This window comes from Candidatus Symbiopectobacterium sp. NZEC151, from assembly GCF_025962655.1.
Classification (GTDB): Bacteria; Pseudomonadota; Gammaproteobacteria; order Enterobacterales; family Enterobacteriaceae; genus Symbiopectobacterium.
This window is the reverse complement of record NZ_JAGFPE010000007.1, coordinates 86,324-105,724: the sequence shown is the minus strand read 5'-3', so window position 1 is coordinate 105,724 and position 19,401 is coordinate 86,324. Positions and strand designations below refer to the sequence as shown.

General features: G+C 49.8%; 17 protein-coding genes. 11 read left to right on the top strand and 6 right to left on the bottom strand.

The annotated features are described in order from the left end of the window. The first annotated feature begins 409 nt into the window (after positions 1–409). The gene (gene argG, locus J5067_RS18900; RefSeq protein ID WP_264645432.1) at positions 410–1,765 is read left to right on the top strand and encodes an argininosuccinate synthase; all 1,356 of its coding nucleotides are present in this window, start codon (positions 410–412) and stop codon (positions 1,763–1,765) included. 257 nt (positions 1,766–2,022) lie between these two features. Here the strand turns inward: argG and J5067_RS18895 are convergent, their stop codons facing one another. Further along, a complete protein-coding gene (locus tag J5067_RS18895) occupies positions 2,023–3,618 on the bottom strand; it encodes a hypothetical protein (protein ID WP_264645433.1) in 1,596 nt (531 codons plus the stop codon). A gap of 129 nt (positions 3,619–3,747) precedes the next feature. On the opposite strand from J5067_RS18895, the gene J5067_RS18890 reads away from it, so the two are divergent. From J5067_RS18890 to J5067_RS18865, 6 genes are all read left to right on the top strand, one after another. Next, positions 3,748–5,058: a Gfo/Idh/MocA family protein gene (locus tag J5067_RS18890; protein ID WP_264645434.1), complete on the top strand. Its 1,311-nt coding sequence runs from the start codon at positions 3,748–3,750 to the stop codon at positions 5,056–5,058. Positions 5,059–5,060: 2 nt separating this feature from the next. Beyond that, the gene (locus J5067_RS18885; RefSeq protein ID WP_264651764.1) at positions 5,061–6,236 is read left to right on the top strand and encodes an oligogalacturonate lyase family protein; all 1,176 of its coding nucleotides are present in this window, start codon (positions 5,061–5,063) and stop codon (positions 6,234–6,236) included. A gap of 25 nt (positions 6,237–6,261) precedes the next feature. Next, positions 6,262–7,539, top strand: a complete 1,278-nt coding sequence (locus J5067_RS18880; protein WP_264645521.1) for an ABC transporter substrate-binding protein — start codon at positions 6,262–6,264, stop codon at positions 7,537–7,539. An 84-nt stretch (positions 7,540–7,623) separates the two neighbouring features. Next, positions 7,624–8,439 carry a sugar phosphate isomerase/epimerase gene (locus J5067_RS18875; RefSeq protein ID WP_264628254.1) on the top strand — a complete coding sequence of 272 codons (816 nt, stop codon included), beginning with the start codon at positions 7,624–7,626 and terminating at the stop codon, positions 8,437–8,439. A gap of 87 nt (positions 8,440–8,526) precedes the next feature. Next, positions 8,527–9,066 carry a copper-binding periplasmic metallochaperone CueP gene (gene cueP / locus J5067_RS18870; RefSeq protein ID WP_264645437.1) on the top strand — a complete coding sequence of 180 codons (540 nt, stop codon included), beginning with the start codon at positions 8,527–8,529 and terminating at the stop codon, positions 9,064–9,066. Between the two features lie 148 nt (positions 9,067–9,214). Continuing rightward, on the top strand, positions 9,215–9,556 hold the full coding sequence (locus J5067_RS18865) for a GlpM family protein (RefSeq protein ID WP_264645438.1): 342 nt from the start codon (positions 9,215–9,217) through the stop codon (positions 9,554–9,556). A gap of 45 nt (positions 9,557–9,601) precedes the next feature. Here the strand turns inward: J5067_RS18865 and J5067_RS18860 are convergent, their stop codons facing one another. Beyond that, positions 9,602–10,765 (bottom strand): phosphoadenosine phosphosulfate reductase family protein, encoded by a 1,164-nt coding sequence (locus tag J5067_RS18860; RefSeq protein WP_264651763.1) that lies wholly within the window; start codon positions 10,763–10,765, stop codon positions 9,602–9,604. Positions 10,766–12,019: 1,254 nt separating this feature from the next. Here J5067_RS18860 and J5067_RS18855 point away from each other — a divergent pair. From J5067_RS18855 to J5067_RS18840, 4 genes are all read left to right on the top strand, one after another. Continuing rightward, the gene (locus tag J5067_RS18855; protein WP_264645440.1) at positions 12,020–12,589 is read left to right on the top strand and encodes a helix-turn-helix transcriptional regulator; all 570 of its coding nucleotides are present in this window, start codon (positions 12,020–12,022) and stop codon (positions 12,587–12,589) included. 13 nt (positions 12,590–12,602) lie between these two features. Further along, positions 12,603–12,980, top strand: coding sequence for a hypothetical protein (locus J5067_RS18850; RefSeq protein ID WP_264627757.1), 378 nt, complete (start codon positions 12,603–12,605; stop codon positions 12,978–12,980). Positions 12,981–13,050: 70 nt separating this feature from the next. Continuing rightward, the gene (locus J5067_RS18845) at positions 13,051–13,683 is read left to right on the top strand and encodes a helix-turn-helix domain-containing protein (RefSeq protein WP_264627758.1); all 633 of its coding nucleotides are present in this window, start codon (positions 13,051–13,053) and stop codon (positions 13,681–13,683) included. Positions 13,684–13,995: 312 nt separating this feature from the next. Then, positions 13,996–16,626 (top strand): inverse autotransporter beta domain-containing protein, encoded by a 2,631-nt coding sequence (locus tag J5067_RS18840; protein ID WP_264651762.1) that lies wholly within the window; start codon positions 13,996–13,998, stop codon positions 16,624–16,626. A gap of 44 nt (positions 16,627–16,670) precedes the next feature. Here J5067_RS18840 and J5067_RS18835 read toward each other — a convergent pair whose 3' ends face one another. The 4 genes from J5067_RS18835 to J5067_RS18820 form a co-directional block, all read right to left on the bottom strand. Then, on the bottom strand, positions 16,671–17,063 hold the full coding sequence (locus J5067_RS18835; protein ID WP_264645442.1) for a type II toxin-antitoxin system death-on-curing family toxin: 393 nt from the start codon (positions 17,061–17,063) through the stop codon (positions 16,671–16,673). Continuing rightward, on the bottom strand, positions 17,060–17,281 hold the full coding sequence (locus J5067_RS18830) for a type II toxin-antitoxin system Phd/YefM family antitoxin (RefSeq protein WP_264628901.1): 222 nt from the start codon (positions 17,279–17,281) through the stop codon (positions 17,060–17,062). Before J5067_RS18830 ends, J5067_RS18835 begins: the two co-directional genes overlap by 4 nt. Before the next feature lie 224 nt (positions 17,282–17,505). Beyond that, positions 17,506–18,369 (bottom strand): YicC/YloC family endoribonuclease, encoded by an 864-nt coding sequence (locus tag J5067_RS18825; protein WP_264645444.1) that lies wholly within the window; start codon positions 18,367–18,369, stop codon positions 17,506–17,508. 116 nt (positions 18,370–18,485) lie between these two features. Beyond that, complete coding sequence (locus J5067_RS18820) at positions 18,486–19,394, bottom strand: LysR family transcriptional regulator (protein ID WP_264645445.1); 909 nt, start codon at positions 19,392–19,394, stop codon at positions 18,486–18,488. Between the last annotated feature and the right edge of the window lie 7 nt (positions 19,395–19,401).

Genomic DNA, 19,401 nt, shown 5'->3' with positions numbered 1-19,401 from the left:
TTTATTATTTGGTTTCCCGTCGCGTAAATCGATTTTAGCCGCTGGATTGGTAGTGAAATGGCGGTATAATTGCCTGCTGGGTTTGTTTCCTCTCCGAGCTGTTCTTCATTGCATATTCTTTGTGGTAGAAATCCATAGATACCGTTACATTCGAGGGCAGCGTAGCGAGATTGACGGTTTTTTGCAGAAATCCTCACTCGGCTCTTCCTGTCGCGGCAAAAAGATGTTTAAATTATAACTCACTTATTTTGCATAAATATGCATTTGTTGGATGGCGAACAGTATCGGTACATGAGCGTGCCGCCACGCGCATAACGATCTGATTTTTTCTCATCAATGCATGGCGTAACATATCGTGGTGTGGCTGTTAAGCTTCTCTCCATAAGTCTATCGAGCAGGGATTTATTTTATGACGACGATTCTCAAGCACCTTCCGGCAGGTCAACGTATTGGCATTGCGTTCTCCGGAGGCCTGGATACCAGTGCAGCACTGCTGTGGATGCGTAAAAAAGGGGCGGTTCCTTATGCTTACACCGCAAACCTGGGACAACCGGATGAGGATGACTATGAAGAGATCCCTCGTCGCGCAATGGAGTACGGAGCAGAAAATGCCCGTCTTATCGACTGCCGCAAGCAGCTGGTTGCCGAAGGCATTGCCGCTATTCAGTGTGGCGCTTTCCATAACACCACGGGCGGCCTGACCTACTTTAACACCACCCCGCTGGGCCGTGCGGTAACTGGCACCATGCTGGTCGCGGCCATGAAAGAAGATGGCGTGAATATCTGGGGTGACGGCAGCACTTATAAAGGTAACGATATCGAGCGTTTCTATCGCTATGGCCTGCTGACCAATGCTGAACTGAAAATCTATAAGCCGTGGTTGGATACGGATTTTATCGATGAACTGGGCGGCCGTCAGGAGATGTCCGAGTTTATGGTGCAGTCCGGCTTCAACTACAAGATGTCCGCCGAAAAAGCCTACTCAACCGACTCCAACATGCTGGGCGCAACGCACGAAGCGAAAGATTTGGAATTCCTGAACTCCAGCGTGAAGATCGTTAACCCGATCATGGGCGTCAAGTTCTGGGATGAGAACGTCAAGATTGCGGCAGAAGAAATCACGGTACGTTTTGAACGCGGCTATCCGGTGGCGCTGAACGGCAAAACCTTTGCTGATGATGTGGAACTGATGCTGGAAGCCAACCGCATTGGCGGTCGTCACGGTTTGGGCATGAGCGACCAGATCGAAAACCGTATTATCGAAGCGAAGAGCCGTGGCATTTATGAAGCCCCTGGCATGGCGCTGCTGCACATTGCCTACGAACGTTTGGTTACCGGCATTCATAACGAAGACACCATTGAGCAATACCATGCGCACGGTCGCCAGTTGGGCCGTCTGCTGTATCAGGGGCGTTGGTTCGATCCGCAAGCGCTGATGCTGCGTGATGGGTTGCAACGCTGGGTGGCCAGTGCCGTCACGGGTGAAGTGACGCTGGAACTGCGTCGCGGCAATGACTATTCCATCCTGAATACGGTGTCGAATAACCTGACCTACAAGCCGGAACGTCTGACGATGGAAAAAGGCGACTCCGTGTTCTCGCCGGATGACCGTATTGGTCAGTTGACGATGCGTAATCTGGATATCATTGATACGCGTGAAAAACTGTTCAACTACGTTGAGACCGGGCTGCTCTCCTCCTCGGCGGCGACCGGTTTGCCGCAAATGGAAGGCCTTGAACAGTTGCAGGACAAGAACAGCAAGTAATGCACTGATTGTTGCATTCCTCTTCAAAAGGGCACCCACGGGTGCCCTTTTTCGTTTGCTCTTTTTTGTTACTACATGCTGGTCAACAAATGACCGCTGTCACATTTCCACTCTACCCACCTGTGACTGTCATCACACACAAAACGTTGATTATGTGAGTGATTGCACACTTTATCCCAATAAGTCACGCTCCTGATGCTGAGCGTCGGGTTCCTGTGTGTTTTACCGGTAGGGAATTGCTTATGCTCATTTCACGGTCAAGGCGCGGTGATGTCGCAGTCCAGACTGGCTGCTAAATGAAGCAGGCGCTGTGGGTCGAGCAGTAGGTGAAAGGTGTAAGGGTGCTGTGTGCCTGCCGAAGAAAACCAGGTTTCCAGCTCGGTGATGAAGTGACGCAGCGTGTGTAACGCTTGCCGCAGTTGTTCGTGTTTTTCGGGATTATTGCCGTATTTGTGGATCCACAAGCGGAGCGCAAAAGCATGGGTAATGTGGCTGTAAGCGCGGGTATACCAGAAGGCGCGTTCCCAGCTAGCGGTGAGCGTGTGTTTAAAGGCGTCAGTGAGCGGCATGGCGGGTAATTTTTTGTCCACCTGAGCGCGCAGGTATTCCGCCAGAAAACGAGATTTCTGTTTTTCCAGGATGATGAGCTGCATTTGCTGCTCACCGACGGCCTCATCATCCGCTGGCATCAGTGGCTGAAAAGCCTGAGACCAATTGGCGCTGCGGGTGTCCATATGCAGCAGTTGTAGCGCCTGCTCAAAGTCATGCGGGGGGCGGCTATGACGTTGCAGCAGTCGCCCCAGCAAGCTGGGCGTTTTACACATCCAGTCGTGGCTGGAGGTATAGATGGCAAACAGATCGTCAATCTCTTGCTGTGACAGAGGACGCAGAGAGTAGGTTTCCAGCCACTCGGTAAACAGCGCTTGCGGTGCAACCGACGGCGCTCGGATCAGACGCGAGAGGCCGTACAGATTCAGCTCGTTGACTGAGCCCAGTAGCGCATTGTTTGGGAGCCATTCCCAACTGAGGCGTGCAGTGATCGCCTCAAGTTCGTCGCCGAGCGTTTGGGAGGCCCAGTGAAGACGCTTTTGCAGTTCGTCTAACAGGCAACAGGGGAGCAGCGTCCAGCCGTATTCGATGCCCCACAGATCGAATTCCACCCACTTACGGGAGCCACTCAGGCGAGTAAGGGTGGGATTGTTGGCAAATCCGGGACGATAGTCCAGCTCCGTCGCTTTTACGGAAGCGCGTACATCATCAGGCAACACATCCAACGCCATCTTTAACTGCTGGCGGGGCCACGCTTTGTCCTGATAGTCGCGCAGTACCAACTGACAGCCGCGTAAACGCAGGCCCTGGTAGAGGCGTTGCAGCGCTGATTCCCACTCCGTCTGGTGCACGGTAGGTGTGGTGAGCGAAAGGCGCAGGCCGCGCACGGTGGGTAAATGGCTCAGGATTTCCGGCAGGGTTTCGCCGAAAAACAGGTTAAGAAACGCCGCGTCGTTTTGTGGGTCTTGGGAAAGAAAGAACTCGGGAAATTTACGGTGCAGGTCGTGGCAGTCTGGCGTCGCCTCGCCCTGAAGCCACAGCTGAATATGGTTCTGTTCGCAATACCGCGCCACGTTTTGCAGATAGTGCAGGGCATTACTGCGAGCGAGCAGCAAATGTTCCACCGTGGCGGGTGGGCACCGCGGTGAGGGTTTGGCCAACAGCGCGAACAGCGTTTGCTGATGCAGGATCAGCCCATTGAACTGGAACGTTTTGAGATGGCGCATGACGTCGGTAAACGTCTCCCACTGCCAGATGGCAGGGGTGTTTACCTCGAGAAATAACAGCGGTACCGGGTTACCCATGGCGAATCTCCTGCACGCGTCCTGCTCGCTGATACCAGCATGCGGATAGTAGAACGGGGGGGAGGGGGAGTCAATCGCAGGTGGGTTCATCTCGGTGTAGTCAATGAGGGTAGGAAAAGGGAGATGAAGATGAAGACTTATGCACTGGTTGGCACCGGTGGCCGTTCGGGGATGTATCTGGAGGCGATTGCGACCACCTATAGGCAGTCAGCGCGTCTGGTGGCGCTCTGTGATACGAACCAGACGCGTATGGATTATGCCAATCGCAATCTGGAGAAGTGGGGTCATGCGAAGGTGGCGACCTGGAAAGCGGCGGATTTCGAGACGATGATCGCGCAGCACCGTCCTGACATCGTGATCGTCACCAGCGTGGATCGCACGCACGATCGCTACATCATCCGCGCCATGGAGTTGGGCTGTGATGTCATCACGGAAAAGCCAATGACCATCGATGAAGAACGCTGTCTGGCGATCGTTGACGCGGTAGAACGTACCGGTCGCGATCTGCGGGTAACGTTCAACTATCGCTATGCGCCGCATCACAGCAAGCTGCGTGAACTCATTCTCAACGGTACGGTCGGTGACGTCTTCTCGGTGCATTTCGAGTGGCTGCTTAATACCCAACACGGCGCTGATTATTTCCGCCGTTGGCACCGCGACAAGCGCAACAGCGGCGGGCTGCTGGTCCATAAATCCACCCACCATTTCGATTTAGTCAATTTCTGGCTCGACTCGGTGCCGGAGTTCGTCTTCGCCCAGGGCGATCTGCGGTTCTACGGTAAGGAAAATGCCGAGCGGCGCGGCGTGAGCGAGTTCTATTCCCGCTGCCATAACCAACCGGCTGCGCGCAACGATCCGTTCGCTTTGCACATGGAGGAGCGGGCGATGCTTAAGGATCTCTACCTGAATGCGGAGCATGAAGATGGCTACCTGCGCGATCAGAGCGTGTTCGGCGACGGCATCAGCATCGAAGATACCCTGGCGGTGATGGTTAAGTACCGCAACAAAACGCTGCTGACCTACTCCCTCAACGCCTATCAGCCGTGGGAAGGGTTGAACATCGCCTTTAATGGCAGCAAAGGGCGGCTGGAAATGAAGCTGGTCGAGAACTCTTACGTCAATGGCGGGGGAGAACGTAAGAACGAAGGCAGCCTGATGGACTGCGATATCACTTGGTATCCGATGTTTGGCGCGCCGGAGCGTATCGAGGTGGCTTACGGACAAGGGGGGCACGGTGGCGGTGATGCGCTGATCCTGGAAGAGCTGTTTGGCAACCCAGGTCCCGATCCGCTTAAACGTCGGGCTGACAGCCATGCCGGGGCCATGTCCATTTTGACCGGCGTGTGCGGAAACCTCTCGATGCAACGTAATCAACCGGTATTTATCAACGAATTGCCTGTGGGCAGAAAGCTGCTGTCACGGCGAAACAGGGAGCAATAGCAATGGCGAAAGGCGATGTTTATCAGCTCGAGTACCATGAATCTATCGATGAGGATACCGGCGCGCGGGTGACCCGATTGACACCCCCGAACGTTATCTGCCACCGCAATTATTTTTATCAGAAATGTTTTCTCGATGAAGGTCGGTCACTGATTTTTGCCGCGGAATTCGATGGGTTTCGCAACTATTACCTGTTGGAGCTGGCTAGCGGCAAAGCGACGCAGCTAACGCAAGGGGCAGGCGATAACACCTTTGGCGGATTCCTTTCTCCTGACGAGCAATACCTCTATTACGTGAAGGGCGAACGCGCGCTGATGCGGGTTACGTTGCAGGATTTGTCCGAGGAAACCGTCTATCAGGTGGCGGATGAGTGGGTGGGTTATGGTACCTGGGTGGCTAACTCCGCCTGCACCAAGTTGGTGGGGGTGGAAATCCACCGTGATAGCTGGCGGCCCGTCAGTGACTGGACGGTATTCCAGCAATTTTATGAAGAAAATCCGCTCTGCCGTGTGATTCGCATCGATTTGCAAACGGGTGAGCGCACCACGCTATTACAAGAGAACCAGTGGTTAGGGCACCCGATTTACCGCCCTGATGATGATAATACCGTCGCATTTTGCCATGAAGGGCCACTGGATCGGGTAGAAACCCGCATGTGGCTGATGAACGAAGATGGCAGCCATATTCGCCGAGTCAAATTGCCGGCACCAGGGGAAAGTTATACCCATGAATTTTGGGTACCAGATGGCTCTGCCATGATGTATGTCACCTATGTAAAGGACAGCCCGGTACGCTATCTGTGCCGGGTTGATCCCGACACCGGTGTTGATGAAAAGATTGTTGCGATGCCGCCGTGTTCGCATGTGATGAGCAATGACAACGGGCAGTTGGCGGTTGGCGATGGTTCCGGCAAGCCCATTGATATTGTTGACAATGACAAGTACGGCGATGCCACCGATCCCTACTTATACCTCTTTGATTTGAAGCACCAACAAACCCACAAAATTGCCAAACACAGCAGTTCGTGGGCGGTGCTGGATGGCGATCGTCAGGTTACCCATCCTCACCCGTCTTTCACGCCCGATGAGAAACAGGTGTTGTTCTCCTCGGATAAGGATGGCAAGCCTGCGTTGTATCTGGCCTGTATTCCCGACGCTATTCTCCGCGCTATTCAATGATAAATAAGAGGATTTAGCTATGTTGATGAAACCAGTCACGCTTGCCGCAGCCCTGCTGCTTGCCACATCCGGTATGGCGTACGCGGAAAATGTCGAGTTGAGATTTTCCTGGTGGGGAGGAAACAACCGCCACCAGGCGACGCTCCAGGCGATAAAAGCGTTTGAACAACAGCACCCGAATATCAAGGTTCAGGCGGAATACTCGGGATGGGAAGGCTATTTATCCCGTTTTACCACCCAGATCGCCGGCGGTCAGGAGCCGGATGTCGTCCAGACCAACTGGAACTGGCTGCCGATTTTTTCTAAAGATGGCAGCGGGTTTTACGATTTGCGCAAAGTGGCTAAAACGCTGGATTTAACGCAGTACGATCCTCAGTCGCTGGAGAGTGTGTCGGTCGCCGGTAAGTTGAACGGTATTCCCGTGGCGGCTACCGCGCGTAGCTTCTACTACAACCAGAAACTGTGGCAAGAGACGGGTGTCGCCTACCCCAACAGTTGGGATGAGCTAAAAGCGGCGGGTAAGGCTTTCAAAGCCAAGGATGAAAACAGCTATCCGCTGGTGCTGGATTACATGGAGTCGTTAACGCTGCTTCACTCCTATATGGTGCAGAAATACAACATTGCCGCGATCGACGATAAAGCGGGGAAATTCACCTATACGCCAGCCCAGTGGGAAGAGTTCTTCCAATTGTATAAAGATTTGGTCGACAGCCACGTTTTCCCATCAATGCGAGTGCTGGCCTCCTACGGAAAAGCCAATACCTGGGAGATGAAGCCGTGGATTAGCGGGCAATGGGGAGGGATCTACATGTGGAACACCAATGCCACCATGTATGAAACCAACCTACAGCCTCCTTATAACAAACTGGAACTGGGCCCTTTCTTTATGCTGCCGGGAGCGAAAGACGCGGGATTGTTCTTCAAACCGACCATGATGCTCAGTATCGGACGCTCCACCAAACATCCTGAAGAGGCCGCTCTGCTGGTCAATTTCCTGATGAATGAGGCGGCGGGTGTCAAGGAGATGGGGCTGGAGCGCGGCGTGCCGCTCAGCAACACGGCATACCAGCAATTGGTACAGGATGGCACCATCAAGGAAAACAATATCGTGGTGGCCGGACTGAAATCGTTTATGGCCTTGCCGCATGCCATCCCGACGTCCCCCCATTTTGATAACCCGCAGTTTGTGGCGCTGTACCATGAAACTATCCAGAAAATTGATCAGGGGAACCTGTCCGTCAAAGACGCGGCATCTTCCTTTGCGAAAAGCGCCGATCGCATCCTGAAACGTGCCACGAAATAACGCCCTTCGATCACGTCATGAACGCCCCGGTCATGCGCCGGGGAACACGGTTTCACCGGGATAGCCAAGGTACGGAACACGATAATGATTACCTTTAGTGCAACACTGACCTGCCAGTACGACGCGCCCTTTTCCCCGTTCAGCGCGGCCGATCTCAACAAAGGCTTGGCGTGGCTGAAAGCGAGTGGATTTGATGCGGCGGAGCTGTGCATATCGGATTATCAGGGGATCGATATTGCACGGATAGCCGATGCGTTAGCCTCGCACGGATTGGGCTGCACCACCATTGCCAGCGGGCAGGCGCGTAAGCGAGAAGGGCTATCGCTGCTGTCACAAGACTCGGAAATCTTGCGCCGCACGCGTCAGCGCCTTTTTGAGCATATCGATGCGGCAGCGGTGCTGGGATCTTATGTCACGATTGGCTCGTTGCGTGTGGCGGATACGCCATTGAACGCAACACGTTATTGCCAGCTTTTGGCGCAGGGGCTCGCTCCTTGCCTGGACTATGCGCACGCACGCGGCGTGACCCTGATCGTTGAAGCACTGAATCGCTATGAGGCTGAGCATCTGAACAGTGCAGAAGATATGGTGCAGTTTCTCGATCTTATTGGCTCACCGCCGCAGGTTGGCATTTTGTGGGATGTGTTTCATGGCAATATCGAAGACCGTGACTTTGCGCAGGCCATTGCATTGATGGGGCCGCGCTTGCGACATGTGCATTTTGCTGATTCTAATCGCGCTTTTCCTGGCTATGGGCACTTGCCGTTTGATGCTATCTACCGTCAGTTGCGGCAGTTTGATTATCAAGGTGCCATCTCGCTCGAGTGTCTGTGCCGACCGTCAGCTCAGGCGGTGATTGAGGAGTCCGGGCCATTTATCCAGCGTTTGCGTCAGTTGTAACGCACATAAGCGTACAGATAGTCTGGTCTTTAAGCAGGGGTATGGTTTAGCATCGGTATTAATAATGTCAACTGACGGAGTCTTACGATGAATACGCGTACCATGGCGATATTGCTGACGTTGTCCTTGAGCGGTGCCGTGCAGGCCGATGCTACATCATTTTTGGCACAGCAGGGGCTAGCGGGCAAAACGGTTGAACAGATGGTCAACACCATTGACCAATCAGCACAAGTGCGACCGCTGCCCTATTCTGCATCGATCAATGCGACCCAATTGATGCTGACCCAAGGGGAGCAGAAGTATGTTTATCCGCTGGGCGACAAGTTTTATTTGTCGTTTGCGCCCTATGTCCAGCAAACGCACCCCTGCTTTAATCACAGCTTGTCGGGCTGCCAGGGGGAACTGGCCAACACGGCATTCAACGTCAAAATTACTGACAAGCAGGGCGCTGTCATTGTGCATAAGAACGTGACGAGCTACCAGAATGGTTTTGTGGGTGTCTGGTTGCCGCGCAATACCGAAGGAACCATTGAGGTAACCTATCAGGGACGTGTCGCTCAGGCACCTTTTGCCACTTATGATGACAGCCAAACCTGCATGACTACGCTACGACTGAAGAGCGTCTAAATACACCGACGATTATTCCACCTCGGCGTGTAGGCTGGGGTGGTTATCACCATGCCGTATCGGCCTTGGCGACACAGCGGTTGCTCCTGTATTTTTCCTTCCTTTTCTGTTACACCTGATTGTCTTGTCACCGCACGGTAAATCTGCAATGTCTCTGTTAATCAAAGCCATTCTTGGCGCTGTCATTGTTGTGCTGATTGGTATTTTGGCTAAGACCAGACACTACTATATTGCGGGGCTGATCCCGCTGTTTCCGACCTTTGCCTTAATTGCCCATTACATTGTGGGAACAGAGCGCGGTACTGAAGCGCTACGAGCCACCATCCTGTTTGGCATCTGGTCAGTCATTCCCTATCTGATTTACCTGATATCGCTCTACTATTTTACCGCATCCATGAAGCTGCCGCTGGCATTGCTATCCGCAGTAGCCTGTTGGAGCGCCTCTGCGTTTGTATTGATCAAAGTCTGGGCGCACTTCTATCACCAGTAGCGCATCCCCGGCAGCGATTGGGTTCCTTAAAGATGAGCGCGAATATCACAGAAAGATGGCTTCATTACTGTTACTGCGCCTTCTGCGAGATTTTTTTCTGCTACAGCAAAGCGTCGCGTCCTCTGAAGGCGAGGGTGAAGCTGTCAGGGCCAGGCTGCGATAATCATTACTCAGAATCATGGTGCATATCTTTTCCCATGACACGATATCGTGTTCCTCGGTAGCACACGCCTCTTCATCCGGTATACACGTCAGAAAACCGCGCGAACGATGCCAACTGAGGTACTGATCTATGTTGGCGCGGAATTGATCTGCCATTTTCTGCGGCATTGAGTTCAAGAGAAATGTGGCATGGTTTTGCCATGTCCCCTCGCTGGGTTTGCGGGCATTATCACACGGGCCCGTGCGATTAAACGCGGCCTGTTGCGCGGGAATTGTCTTACACTGAGAAATTTCTGTGGTTTGTTGTTCGAAAGGTTCTTGTATTTTCATACCGCTGCGCGGTGCGCCTGAGCGATACATCAGGTCATACAAGGGGTTGTAAGGCGCTTTTGATAGGCTGTTAAATAACCATACGTCTTGCGATTGCCAATCAAAAAGAGGATATAGCGTATGAATCTGGCTGCTTGTCTCTGATTTAGTACGAAGTTCATTGCGTTCTACATCATAGCTTTTTTGTATCAGTTGACTATCGTTATTGGCGGCGTCACTGGACAACGTTCCCATGACGAAGGCGAGCGTTTTCCCTGAGGAGAGCCAATTCAGAAACGCAGAGGTAAAATTGCCCTCTGTCATCGCATAATGGTAAAACGGAAAGATATGCTGATCCGTAATGGTGCCTGCTGGAGGAATTCTCCACCATTCAACGTTGTCTTCCCAAGATATCCAGGTGTGTGAATGATCGGATTGGTTATTTTCTGTTGTGAGCGGCAACGCAATCCAATAAAAATTTTCAATTACCTCGCGGTATAGCTGTTTCAAACGTTGTATATGAGAAATAGTTTGCGTATGTTGTGCTTCCTGATCAATAAACAACACGGTGAGTTTTTTACCGTGAGCTTTAGCAACAGTAGCGGCGAGGTGTAATAATACGGTTGAACTTTTTCCTCCAGATAAGGAGATACACACTTTTTCATAATCACTGAAAACGATATCAAGGCGTAATAACGCCGCATCAAAAACGTTGGATATGGAATGTGTCTCTTTCATCTCATTGCCCTGGCGGTAAAGTTTTTTCTGTATTGCCGACTAATAGCGTTCTGTGACGGGTTTATATTTTTTATGGCTGATGCGAGAAATGAATCTCGTTATCATGTTTGTTAATAATGACATGTTGGCAAAGAGAGACATCCTATCTCTTTGATTCTAACTGTTTGATGTGTATCATTTTGTTAAAGTGTAATAAATGGGTTATCCCTCTGTTTGTATTTTTTATGGTCGTTAATATAAACTTTTTTTCGTCATTTTTTGTCATTTTTCGCTCAATTTATTGCAAATATTTTTAAGGAAATAGTCATGGGTTTAGCTGCCATTAATAGTTTATTTATTTACTGTTTAATAATCGTTGTAATTGTCAGTCTGGGCGTTAAGTGCGTGCGTGGTCGATTTTTGTGTTTTCAATGATCGTTTTTATCGTCAAGTATGAGATATCTTATTTGTTTTTGTGTCTTAAATGAGACAGTGACCCAGTAGAATCAGACGGGTAAAATCCATTTGGTTTTGATTTTATTGAATGTAGAAGATCTGTATTCTTTGGCATTGGCTGGTATTTATCAGGCTATAAGCGAAAACTTCGAATGTCTGGACTGATATGAGCAGGCATTAAAATCAAGAATTATCTGAACTCATATTTCATTCTACTGTGGTATGGGGGTAATACTTTGGTGGTATTTGGCATGCTGCCAACGATCTTGTTTGCTTCTTGAGTGTCAGGGAAGGGTCGCATTAACGTTGCTCTCATTTCGAAACGCCGTTGTGTTGCAGGTTGCAAGGTGAAAGCTTTCCTGTAAGGGCTCAGGCTGGAGCTCCGAGAGGTTAGGAAGAATGATGGCGTTTTTGCGAAAGCTCGTGCTGTAAATTAGTTTATAACAGAGTGATAAGCATCATAATTATATGTAATTCAATGTTCGTTTAAGGGAGATAGGTCACGTAAACGCGGTGCACTATAGGATCATGTTTATAATAACCCTTAGTGAAAGTGTCCGGCTTCACTATCTTGATACTTGAGCTACACTTGTTTTAGGTCACTCCGTAGATTGGTGTTCTTGTGCAGAGAAGAAGAATATTCGAATCCTTTCCGCTATGGCTGGATGCGAACTGAAGCTGCGCGTGTTCATTCGCATCTTTTTATGATATCGGCTTGGTTGACCTTTTTTCGATTAGGCAACTTTAGAATGATCAACGTTACGCCTGTGCGGCTACCGAGAAAGTTAATTCTCGCGATTGATACGTAGCGGAGGATTTATGGTAATCAATAACGTTTTACTCTTTGGTCAAGATTCTTTTTTCTGTAATACAGTATCTGAAATACTGCTGAAAAAAAACATTCAATGCGTACATGTAAAAAATTATCGCCAATTTTTCACCCAGCTTGTTAGTGATGCTCCATCTCTTGTCATCGTGACGGATGATATATTGGATTGTGAAAGGAAAAGAGAACTCTTCAAAATCAAATGTTATTCGTTGGGTGTGAGAGTCCTGCTTTTCACCGAAGGGTGTGTAGATCTTAGTATTAGTAAAGACCTTTCTGTTGTCGATAGGAAAAGCCCTTTGCATCTCTATGAAACCATTATCGATCTGTTTTGTGCGGGCTATCGGCTCATTGATTCGAAAGTCGTACCTGACAAAAAGTTGAATGTGAAGAAAGTCCTTAGCCCAAGAGAAAATACCATATTGTCTATGATGACTGGCGGTGTAAGCGTAAGAGATATATCAAAGCAATTGAAAATTAAAGAAAAAACAATCATGACATATAAACGCCGATTCTTCGCAAAATTGGGTGTGAGAAAACTTCGAGACTGTATTATACCTTAATCAGAGTTTCACTATGCCGAGTAATATTGTTTTCTATGATTTGGATTCTTTCTTTGTTCTTGGTGCCAAGACGCTGCTTGATACCTTTGAACCTATTTATATTGCTGCAACACAACGAGATGTTATCGATCTTCTTAAGCGGCAGAGTATCGATATCCTCATCATTGATCCTTCACAGAGAGTTTGGATTATTTCGGAGGATTTTTTAGCTTCAGTTCGTTCTGTTTCAGAAAATACGAAGATTGTTTTCTTAATTGAAAGTAAAAATAAAAGTAATTTTTACATCAATAGGCTATGTCCACATTTGGTAATTGAAAAAAACATTGACACCGCCATTTTTGTAAAAATATTGGAGTTGCTCAATATTGGTATCTATGCCAATAAAATATGATGTTGCCATTTTTATGTTGTTCAATTCTTCAAATTGAAGACCGGTTTTTCTGATAAGGTAAGAATCAAGAATGTTATATAATTATGAAGACAAACGCTGCCCATTGTTTGAAGAAAAATTAAGCAGCAAGACTAATATATTGAAAAAATACTTGTTGCCTCATATGGTGAGGGTAAAAAATGCCAAGGGTAAGCAGGATTTAATGTCGTTTTTCTATGTGTCATCTGGATTTCTCTCTGTGTATAGAAAAAATGAAGATATTCTTCTTGGTCATCTACACGCCCCTGTTTTCTTTGGTGTTAATTATTTATATGATGCCTATTTTCCCGTTTATTTTACCGGTGGCCCTGAAACGGTTATTTATCACGGCGATGTTGATACGCTACTGAAAATAATAAAAGAGAACCACCTGGAAGAATGTCTTATCTACGTTATGATCGCTAACCTGAATGAATTATATCGCAGAGACTTGATATCCGGGAAGTCTGATAGTTATCAGGTGATAAGAAGTATATTATTGCATTATATTGATAAACCACTGGGTTTTAGAATGCAATTTGGCATAGCCTCAATTATTATCAAGCTCACAGGTTTGTCCCGTAGTCATGTCATGAGAATTTTGTCCGAGTTGAAAAAAGGGGGGTATATTGAAACCAAAGAGGGGAAGCTTATCTCTGTTTCCGATTTGCCAGAAAAGTTTTGAATAAAAGGCTAAACCTATTTTTGTCTATAACCGCTATCTCACGTGGTTAGATATATTAAATAATCTGTTTTTAATCAATGCCTTGATGTTTTTTATCTTTTCATTTTTTGCTTTTATCCCATCGGTGTTTTGGGTCATTTTTTGAAAGAATAGTCGCTGAATTTGTTCTATTCTTGGTGTGCGTAATCATTAAAGGATTACGGGCGTAAAACACGATGGTAACAATAGTTTCCTGATGTGAAGATGCTGTGTCTCTTTTTATGCGTCCGTCGTTTCCTGTATTCGTTATGTTCAGAATTACAGGTGAAGTACATGTTTATGCGTGATTTCTTTTCTTATTTATTGCGGATTTCGCGAGTAAATCCCATTTTCTCACAGTATTTTTTCTTGTGCATGCTGGCTCTGAGCGGCTCACTCTTCTCTTCATCTGTACTATCTACTCATCAAATTCTCACTGATTCCGAGCACCTTGCTTCGCTACCTACTACGCTATATTCGTTGAAAATGGGTGAATCACCGCAGTCCGTAGCAAAAAGCCTGCATGTCAGCATGGATATACTGCGAAAATTAAATGAATCACGGACTTTCTTACATAAATTCGATGATCTTCAACCCGGTGAGGAACTGATTGTCCCAGTGATGCCTTTGGTATCGAGCAGCACAAATTTTCAACGTGCTGAGCCTTCCCTGCTAATTCCAGATAATGAACGTTCGCATAAGATTGCTCAATTAGCCCTTCGGGTCGGCCCCTTTCTTGCTGACGATCCAAGGCGCGATACCGCTATTGCCGAGCTGCATCGCTTTGCTATTGATCAGGCAGGCAGTGGGTTTCAGCATTGGCTGAGTCGTTTTGGTACTGCTCGTGTACAACTCGATGCAAATAATGCCTCTTTGCTTAAAAAATCTCAGGTTGATTTACTGCTTCCTTTACGGGACAGGCAGGACAATCTTCTTTTCACGCAGGGCAGTATTCATCATATCGATAAACGCGTGCAGGCAAATCTGGGTGTAGGTATGCGTCACGTCACTCAGGATGTTGTGGTGGGGGGCAACGGTTTTCTCGACTACGATTTTTCTCATCATCATGTGCGTGCGGGGATTGGCATAGAATATTGGCGTGATTTCCTGAAACTGGGAGTGAATAGTTATCTACGCCTTAGCAACTGGAAAGCGCCCTATGACAATGAGCGAGAGCGTCCAGCGAATGGGTGGGATATTCGCACGGAAGCCTATTTACCTGATTGGCCCCAACTTGGTGTGAAACTATTGTATGAGCAGTTTTATGGCGAGCAGGTGGTACTGTTTGGTAAGGACGATCGCCAGCATAATCCTCATGCCATTGGTGCAGGTGTAAACTATACCCCCTTCCCACTGATGACGTTGAGCGCAGAGCGGCGCAGTGGGAAAGCAGGAAGCGGTGATACACGCTTTAGCCTGCAATTTCACTATCAGCTTAGTCAGCCTTGGGAGCGGCAGCTTGATCCTGAAGCGGTTGGTTCGACTCGCCGTTTGCAGGGACAGCGTTACGATCTTGTTACGCGCAAAAATCATCTGGTGCTTGAGTATCGCAAGGTGCAGCGTCTCTTTTTGAGTATGATCCGGGCTATAGATGGGTATTCCGGAGAGCAGAAGCCGCTTAATGTAGAAGTGAGCGCTACCCATAAGCTCGCTCGCCTGGAGTGGTCTGCACCGGCGTTGATCGCTGCGGGAGGAAAAATCTTGCCGCGTGGATACCAAAATTATGCGGTGGTGTTACCTAACTATAAGGACGGCGGTCAACCCCAAAACTGCTACCGCGTTTGCGCCGTTGCCGTAGATACGCAGGGTCATCGTTCTAATCAGGGCAAATCCTGGGTACGCGTTCATGCACCCGCAATGGCCATGATGCGTACGGCCTCGGATACCGCCCGCAGCACGTTTTCGGTTATGCCTGCTTCAGCCGTGGCAAACAATGCGGCCAGCATCAACATTGTCCTGACGATAAAAGACAGTAACGATAGGCCCCTAAGCAGCATGGCAGGCCATCTTTCATTCCGGCTGCGAAACCAGCAGGGGGAGGAACCCGCTGCCAGTGAAGTGACGCTCAGTGCAATCCATGAAAGCGGAGCGACTGGTCGTTATGTTGCAACGGTAAGGGGGAAAAAAGCGGGCGTGTATTCAGTCACACCACAGCTTGATGGTGTGGCGATGGCATCACTATCGGCAACGTTTGCGCTTAACGCCGATATGGCGACTGCCAAGGTAGAGTCTCTGTCTGCGGATAAATCCTTACTGACTGGTGATGGCATTGATTATGTTCAGTTTACCGCCTTGATTACCGATGCGCACGGCAACGCTGTTCCCAATGCCATGGTGCAGTGGCGTCATTCATTTGGTCACTTGTCAGCGAGCAAGACACCCACATCTGCCCAGGGAATCGCCAGCGTCAGCTTAAAAAGTGTCGATAAAGGTAAGGTGTCGGTTACCGCCGCCATTAACCACTCCAGCGTGAGTGATGCCAGCGTCAAAACGATGGGATTTATTGAAGATTCATGGGATATCGCCAGCGAAGGTGTCAGGTATCGCTCGGTACCGGTCAAAGGCTATTCATCCTTAGGGTTTGTCGCAAAAGCACCGACCCTTGGTCCGCAGCAATTGGTCTGGTCATCACGCAGCGATCAGGCCTTAGTGGCGACACTGACCAATCAAGCGGATGAAAATCGCTATACGGTGAAATTTAGAGGGTATCGGCACTCTGGCTGTAAGCTCAGGCCGCTAAATGATGCCATTGGTTGCGCCAAGGCCGGGAACGGTATGGATGCCGAGCTGGTGTTCTCGGCAGACGATAATGCTACCTTGCCGCCAGGGCGCTACGTCGGTGATGTCCATTTCTCTGCGAGAAGCGGCCCGGGAGATTTTGAGGTGGAATATCTGCTGCATGTGACGTTGCAAGTGGTTAGGTAGTTGCCTGTCCAGGGCTGTCAGCTTGCCATTACAAATGAAGATTCTTAACGAGCTGGGATAACATTCTCCACTAAGTCCCGCAAATGCTGTGCTAATTGATCTACGGCCTTCTCGCCAGTGGCGGCCTCTACCGTTAAGTTTTCCAGCGTATTGTCGGTATCCCGAATCCTGATGCCGTTGCGGTAGAGGAAGGTCATGGTGACAAAAAACGCAGTGCGCTTATTACCATCATTAAAAATGTGCCCACGAGCGATAGCGACCCAGTAGGTGGCGGCGAGCTCAAAAACATCGGTAACGCCTTCATAATGCGTTCTGTTTTGCACCCGATAGATGAGTGCTTCAGCCCTGCCGGGATCGGACATGCCAGCAACGCCGGGAAGCCGTTGCAATATGCGGTTATGGAAGGCGATAACGTCCTGAGCGCTGACCCACATCATCGGTTTGTCAGCGCTTCTACCGTGTGACCATGACGTTGCATCATCACATCAAACTCCGCATCCAGCTTGGCGTTTTGATATGCCTCAAATTCAGCCTTGCTGATGACCACTGCTGCGCTACCGTCTCGGCGGGTGATTTCAACCGGTTCGCCATGCATGGCCGCATCCAATACCTCTGAAATCTTGGCCCGCGCCTGCGTTGAGGTGTAAGTACGCATGATGTGTCTCCTGAAATGTACATTTGGATTGTACGCTCAGTGCTGTTTTGATTCAATTATAGAAAATACACTATTAATTATATAGTTAGACTTGGGCGTCGATGTTGATCCCTTCCCGTTGTCCGGGCACGGATATTTGGAAGCAATTAGAGGGATGAAAAAAAGCCATTATTTACAATGGCTTTTTTTAGCGATGGCGAGACGATATGAGATCGCGTGAAACGTTACTCGATATTCTGGATTTGCTCCCGCATCTGCTCAATCAGCACCTTCAATTCAATGGCGCTGGCAGTGACGTCGGCGTTGATGGATTTGGAGGCCAAGGTATTTGATTCGCGGTTGAATTCTTGCATCATGAAGTCCAGACGGCGGCCAACGGCTTCCGGTTTTTTCAGGATGTTGTAGGTCTCTTTAACGTGCGCCTCGAGCCGGTCCAGTTCTTCGGCAACGTCAACGCGTTGTGCCAACAGCACCAACTCTTGCTCCAGCCGGTTGTTCTCCAACTGGACCTGCGCTTCTTCCAGCTTATTGAGCAGGCGTTCGCGCTGCCATTGCAGAATGGTCGGCATGTGCGCACGCACTTTCACCACTTCAGTGCTCACGCCAGCAAGGCGTTGTTCGATAAGCTGTTTGAGTGCAGCACCTTCGGTTTCCCGCGCGGTGATAAAGTCATCCAGTGCCTCTTCCAGGGCGGCTATCAACTCTTTGCTGATCGCATCCAGATCTTGATCTTGTGCGGACATCACGCCCGGCCAACGCAAAATATCAACGGGATTGATTTCCCCTTCATCGCTTTGCATTTTGACCCAGTTGGCGGCTTCAACCAGCTGTTTTGCCAGTTTTTCATTCAGGATCAAGCTGCCTTGCGCACTCGGGTCGAGTTCAAAACGCAGGTTGCATTCGATTTTCCCGCGCGTCAGACGGGCGCGAATACGCTCACGAATCACCGGCTCCAGACTGCGGAACTGTTCCGGTAAACGGATGTATGTTTCAAGATAACGCTGGTTAACGGAGCGAAGCTCCCACGCGGCGTTACCCCAGCCGCCCTTGATGTCACGGCGGGCGTAGGCGGTCATACTGCGGATCATCGGGATTTACCTGTTTAGCAAGTGATAGGGCGAGTATAACGCGCCCGTGGTTTTGCAGGGTAGGATAAAATCAGTTGAGCGGTCGGCGCAGAGCAGGATTTCAGAGCGCTACCGCATTATGCCGCGTGAAACAGACCTTCGTTTTGTCGGGCAATCTCCCAGCATTTGTTTTTCATCAGTTGCTTCAGCTGCAATGCGGCGCGTGATTGCGGATTGTCGCGGCGACTGATCAGCGTCACTTCGAACGGCAGCGGCTGTGCGATCGGCACGATTTTCAACATATCGGCGTAGCGATGCGCGGTAAACAGATCGACGATACCCGCGCCGCCGCCCGCCAGCACCATGTCGGCAATCACCGAGTAGGTCTTGATATACACCGATGACATCGGCGTCAGCCCTTTGGCGCGCAACGCCCGGTGCAGCACCTGGCCTAACGGATCTTGCTGCTGCATCATCATCAGGTTATTGGAACAGAGCCACTCCAGCGATACTGGCCCGTTCTGCGGGCTGTCTTTGGGCAACACTGCCACCATATAGGCCTGAAACAGCGGCTCAGCCAGCAGTGCGGCAGGCACTTGCTGACCAAAGACCAGCGCAAAATCGAGTTGGTCTTGCAAGATGTTTTGGCACAGGGTGGAAAAGTGCTCGGTCACCAGCTCGACGTTGACACGCGCTTCCTGCTTGTGAAACTCCACCATAGTGGGTGCAACCACCATTTGGCTAAACGCATGGGCCGCTCCCAGCCGCACCGTTTGCACCCGATTTCTTCTCATCTGTTCCGTCAGTGAACCAATGGCTTGCAGATGGATGTAAAGCTCCTGTACTTCAGGGATCAGACGCCGCCCTTCTCGGGTCGCCATCATGCCTTGCGCACCGCGTTCAAACAGGGCAAATCCCAGTTGCTGCTCAGCGTGGTTGAGCACCCGGCTGACGTTCGGCTGCGAAACGTTCAGCAAGCGGGCAGCACCGCTGATGGTGCCAGCCTGAAGAATCGCCTGAAAGATTTCGATGTGGCGTAAGCGCATGGACAGG

What these genes read in the sequence shown, in the direction of transcription:
- cueP (WP_264645437.1), top strand. Translation starts at nt 8,527, where the DNA reads ATGAATACGCGTACCATGGCGATATTGCTGACGTTGTCCTTGAGCGGT.
- J5067_RS18895 (WP_264645433.1), bottom strand. Translation starts at nt 3,618, where the DNA reads ATGGGTAACCCGGTACCGCTGTTATTTCTCGAGGTAAACACCCCTGCC.
- J5067_RS18825 (WP_264645444.1), bottom strand. Translation starts at nt 18,369, where the DNA reads ATGATCCGCAGTATGACCGCCTACGCCCGCCGTGACATCAAGGGCGGC.
- J5067_RS18880 (WP_264645521.1), top strand. Translation starts at nt 6,262, where the DNA reads ATGAAACCAGTCACGCTTGCCGCAGCCCTGCTGCTTGCCACATCCGGT.
- J5067_RS18845 (WP_264627758.1), top strand. Translation starts at nt 13,051, where the DNA reads ATGTTATATAATTATGAAGACAAACGCTGCCCATTGTTTGAAGAAAAA.
- J5067_RS18835 (WP_264645442.1), bottom strand. Translation starts at nt 17,063, where the DNA reads ATGATGTGGGTCAGCGCTCAGGACGTTATCGCCTTCCATAACCGCATA.
- J5067_RS18865 (WP_264645438.1), top strand. Translation starts at nt 9,215, where the DNA reads ATGTCTCTGTTAATCAAAGCCATTCTTGGCGCTGTCATTGTTGTGCTG.
- J5067_RS18840 (WP_264651762.1), top strand. Translation starts at nt 13,996, where the DNA reads ATGTTTATGCGTGATTTCTTTTCTTATTTATTGCGGATTTCGCGAGTA.
- argG (WP_264645432.1), top strand. Translation starts at nt 410, where the DNA reads ATGACGACGATTCTCAAGCACCTTCCGGCAGGTCAACGTATTGGCATT.
- J5067_RS18860 (WP_264651763.1), bottom strand. Translation starts at nt 10,765, where the DNA reads ATGAAAGAGACACATTCCATATCCAACGTTTTTGATGCGGCGTTATTA.
- J5067_RS18855 (WP_264645440.1), top strand. Translation starts at nt 12,020, where the DNA reads ATGGTAATCAATAACGTTTTACTCTTTGGTCAAGATTCTTTTTTCTGT.
- J5067_RS18830 (WP_264628901.1), bottom strand. Translation starts at nt 17,281, where the DNA reads ATGCGTACTTACACCTCAACGCAGGCGCGGGCCAAGATTTCAGAGGTA.
- J5067_RS18850 (WP_264627757.1), top strand. Translation starts at nt 12,603, where the DNA reads ATGCCGAGTAATATTGTTTTCTATGATTTGGATTCTTTCTTTGTTCTT.
- J5067_RS18885 (WP_264651764.1), top strand. Translation starts at nt 5,061, where the DNA reads ATGGCGAAAGGCGATGTTTATCAGCTCGAGTACCATGAATCTATCGAT.
- J5067_RS18820 (WP_264645445.1), bottom strand. Translation starts at nt 19,394, where the DNA reads ATGCGCTTACGCCACATCGAAATCTTTCAGGCGATTCTTCAGGCTGGC.
- J5067_RS18890 (WP_264645434.1), top strand. Translation starts at nt 3,748, where the DNA reads ATGAAGACTTATGCACTGGTTGGCACCGGTGGCCGTTCGGGGATGTAT.
- J5067_RS18875 (WP_264628254.1), top strand. Translation starts at nt 7,624, where the DNA reads ATGATTACCTTTAGTGCAACACTGACCTGCCAGTACGACGCGCCCTTT.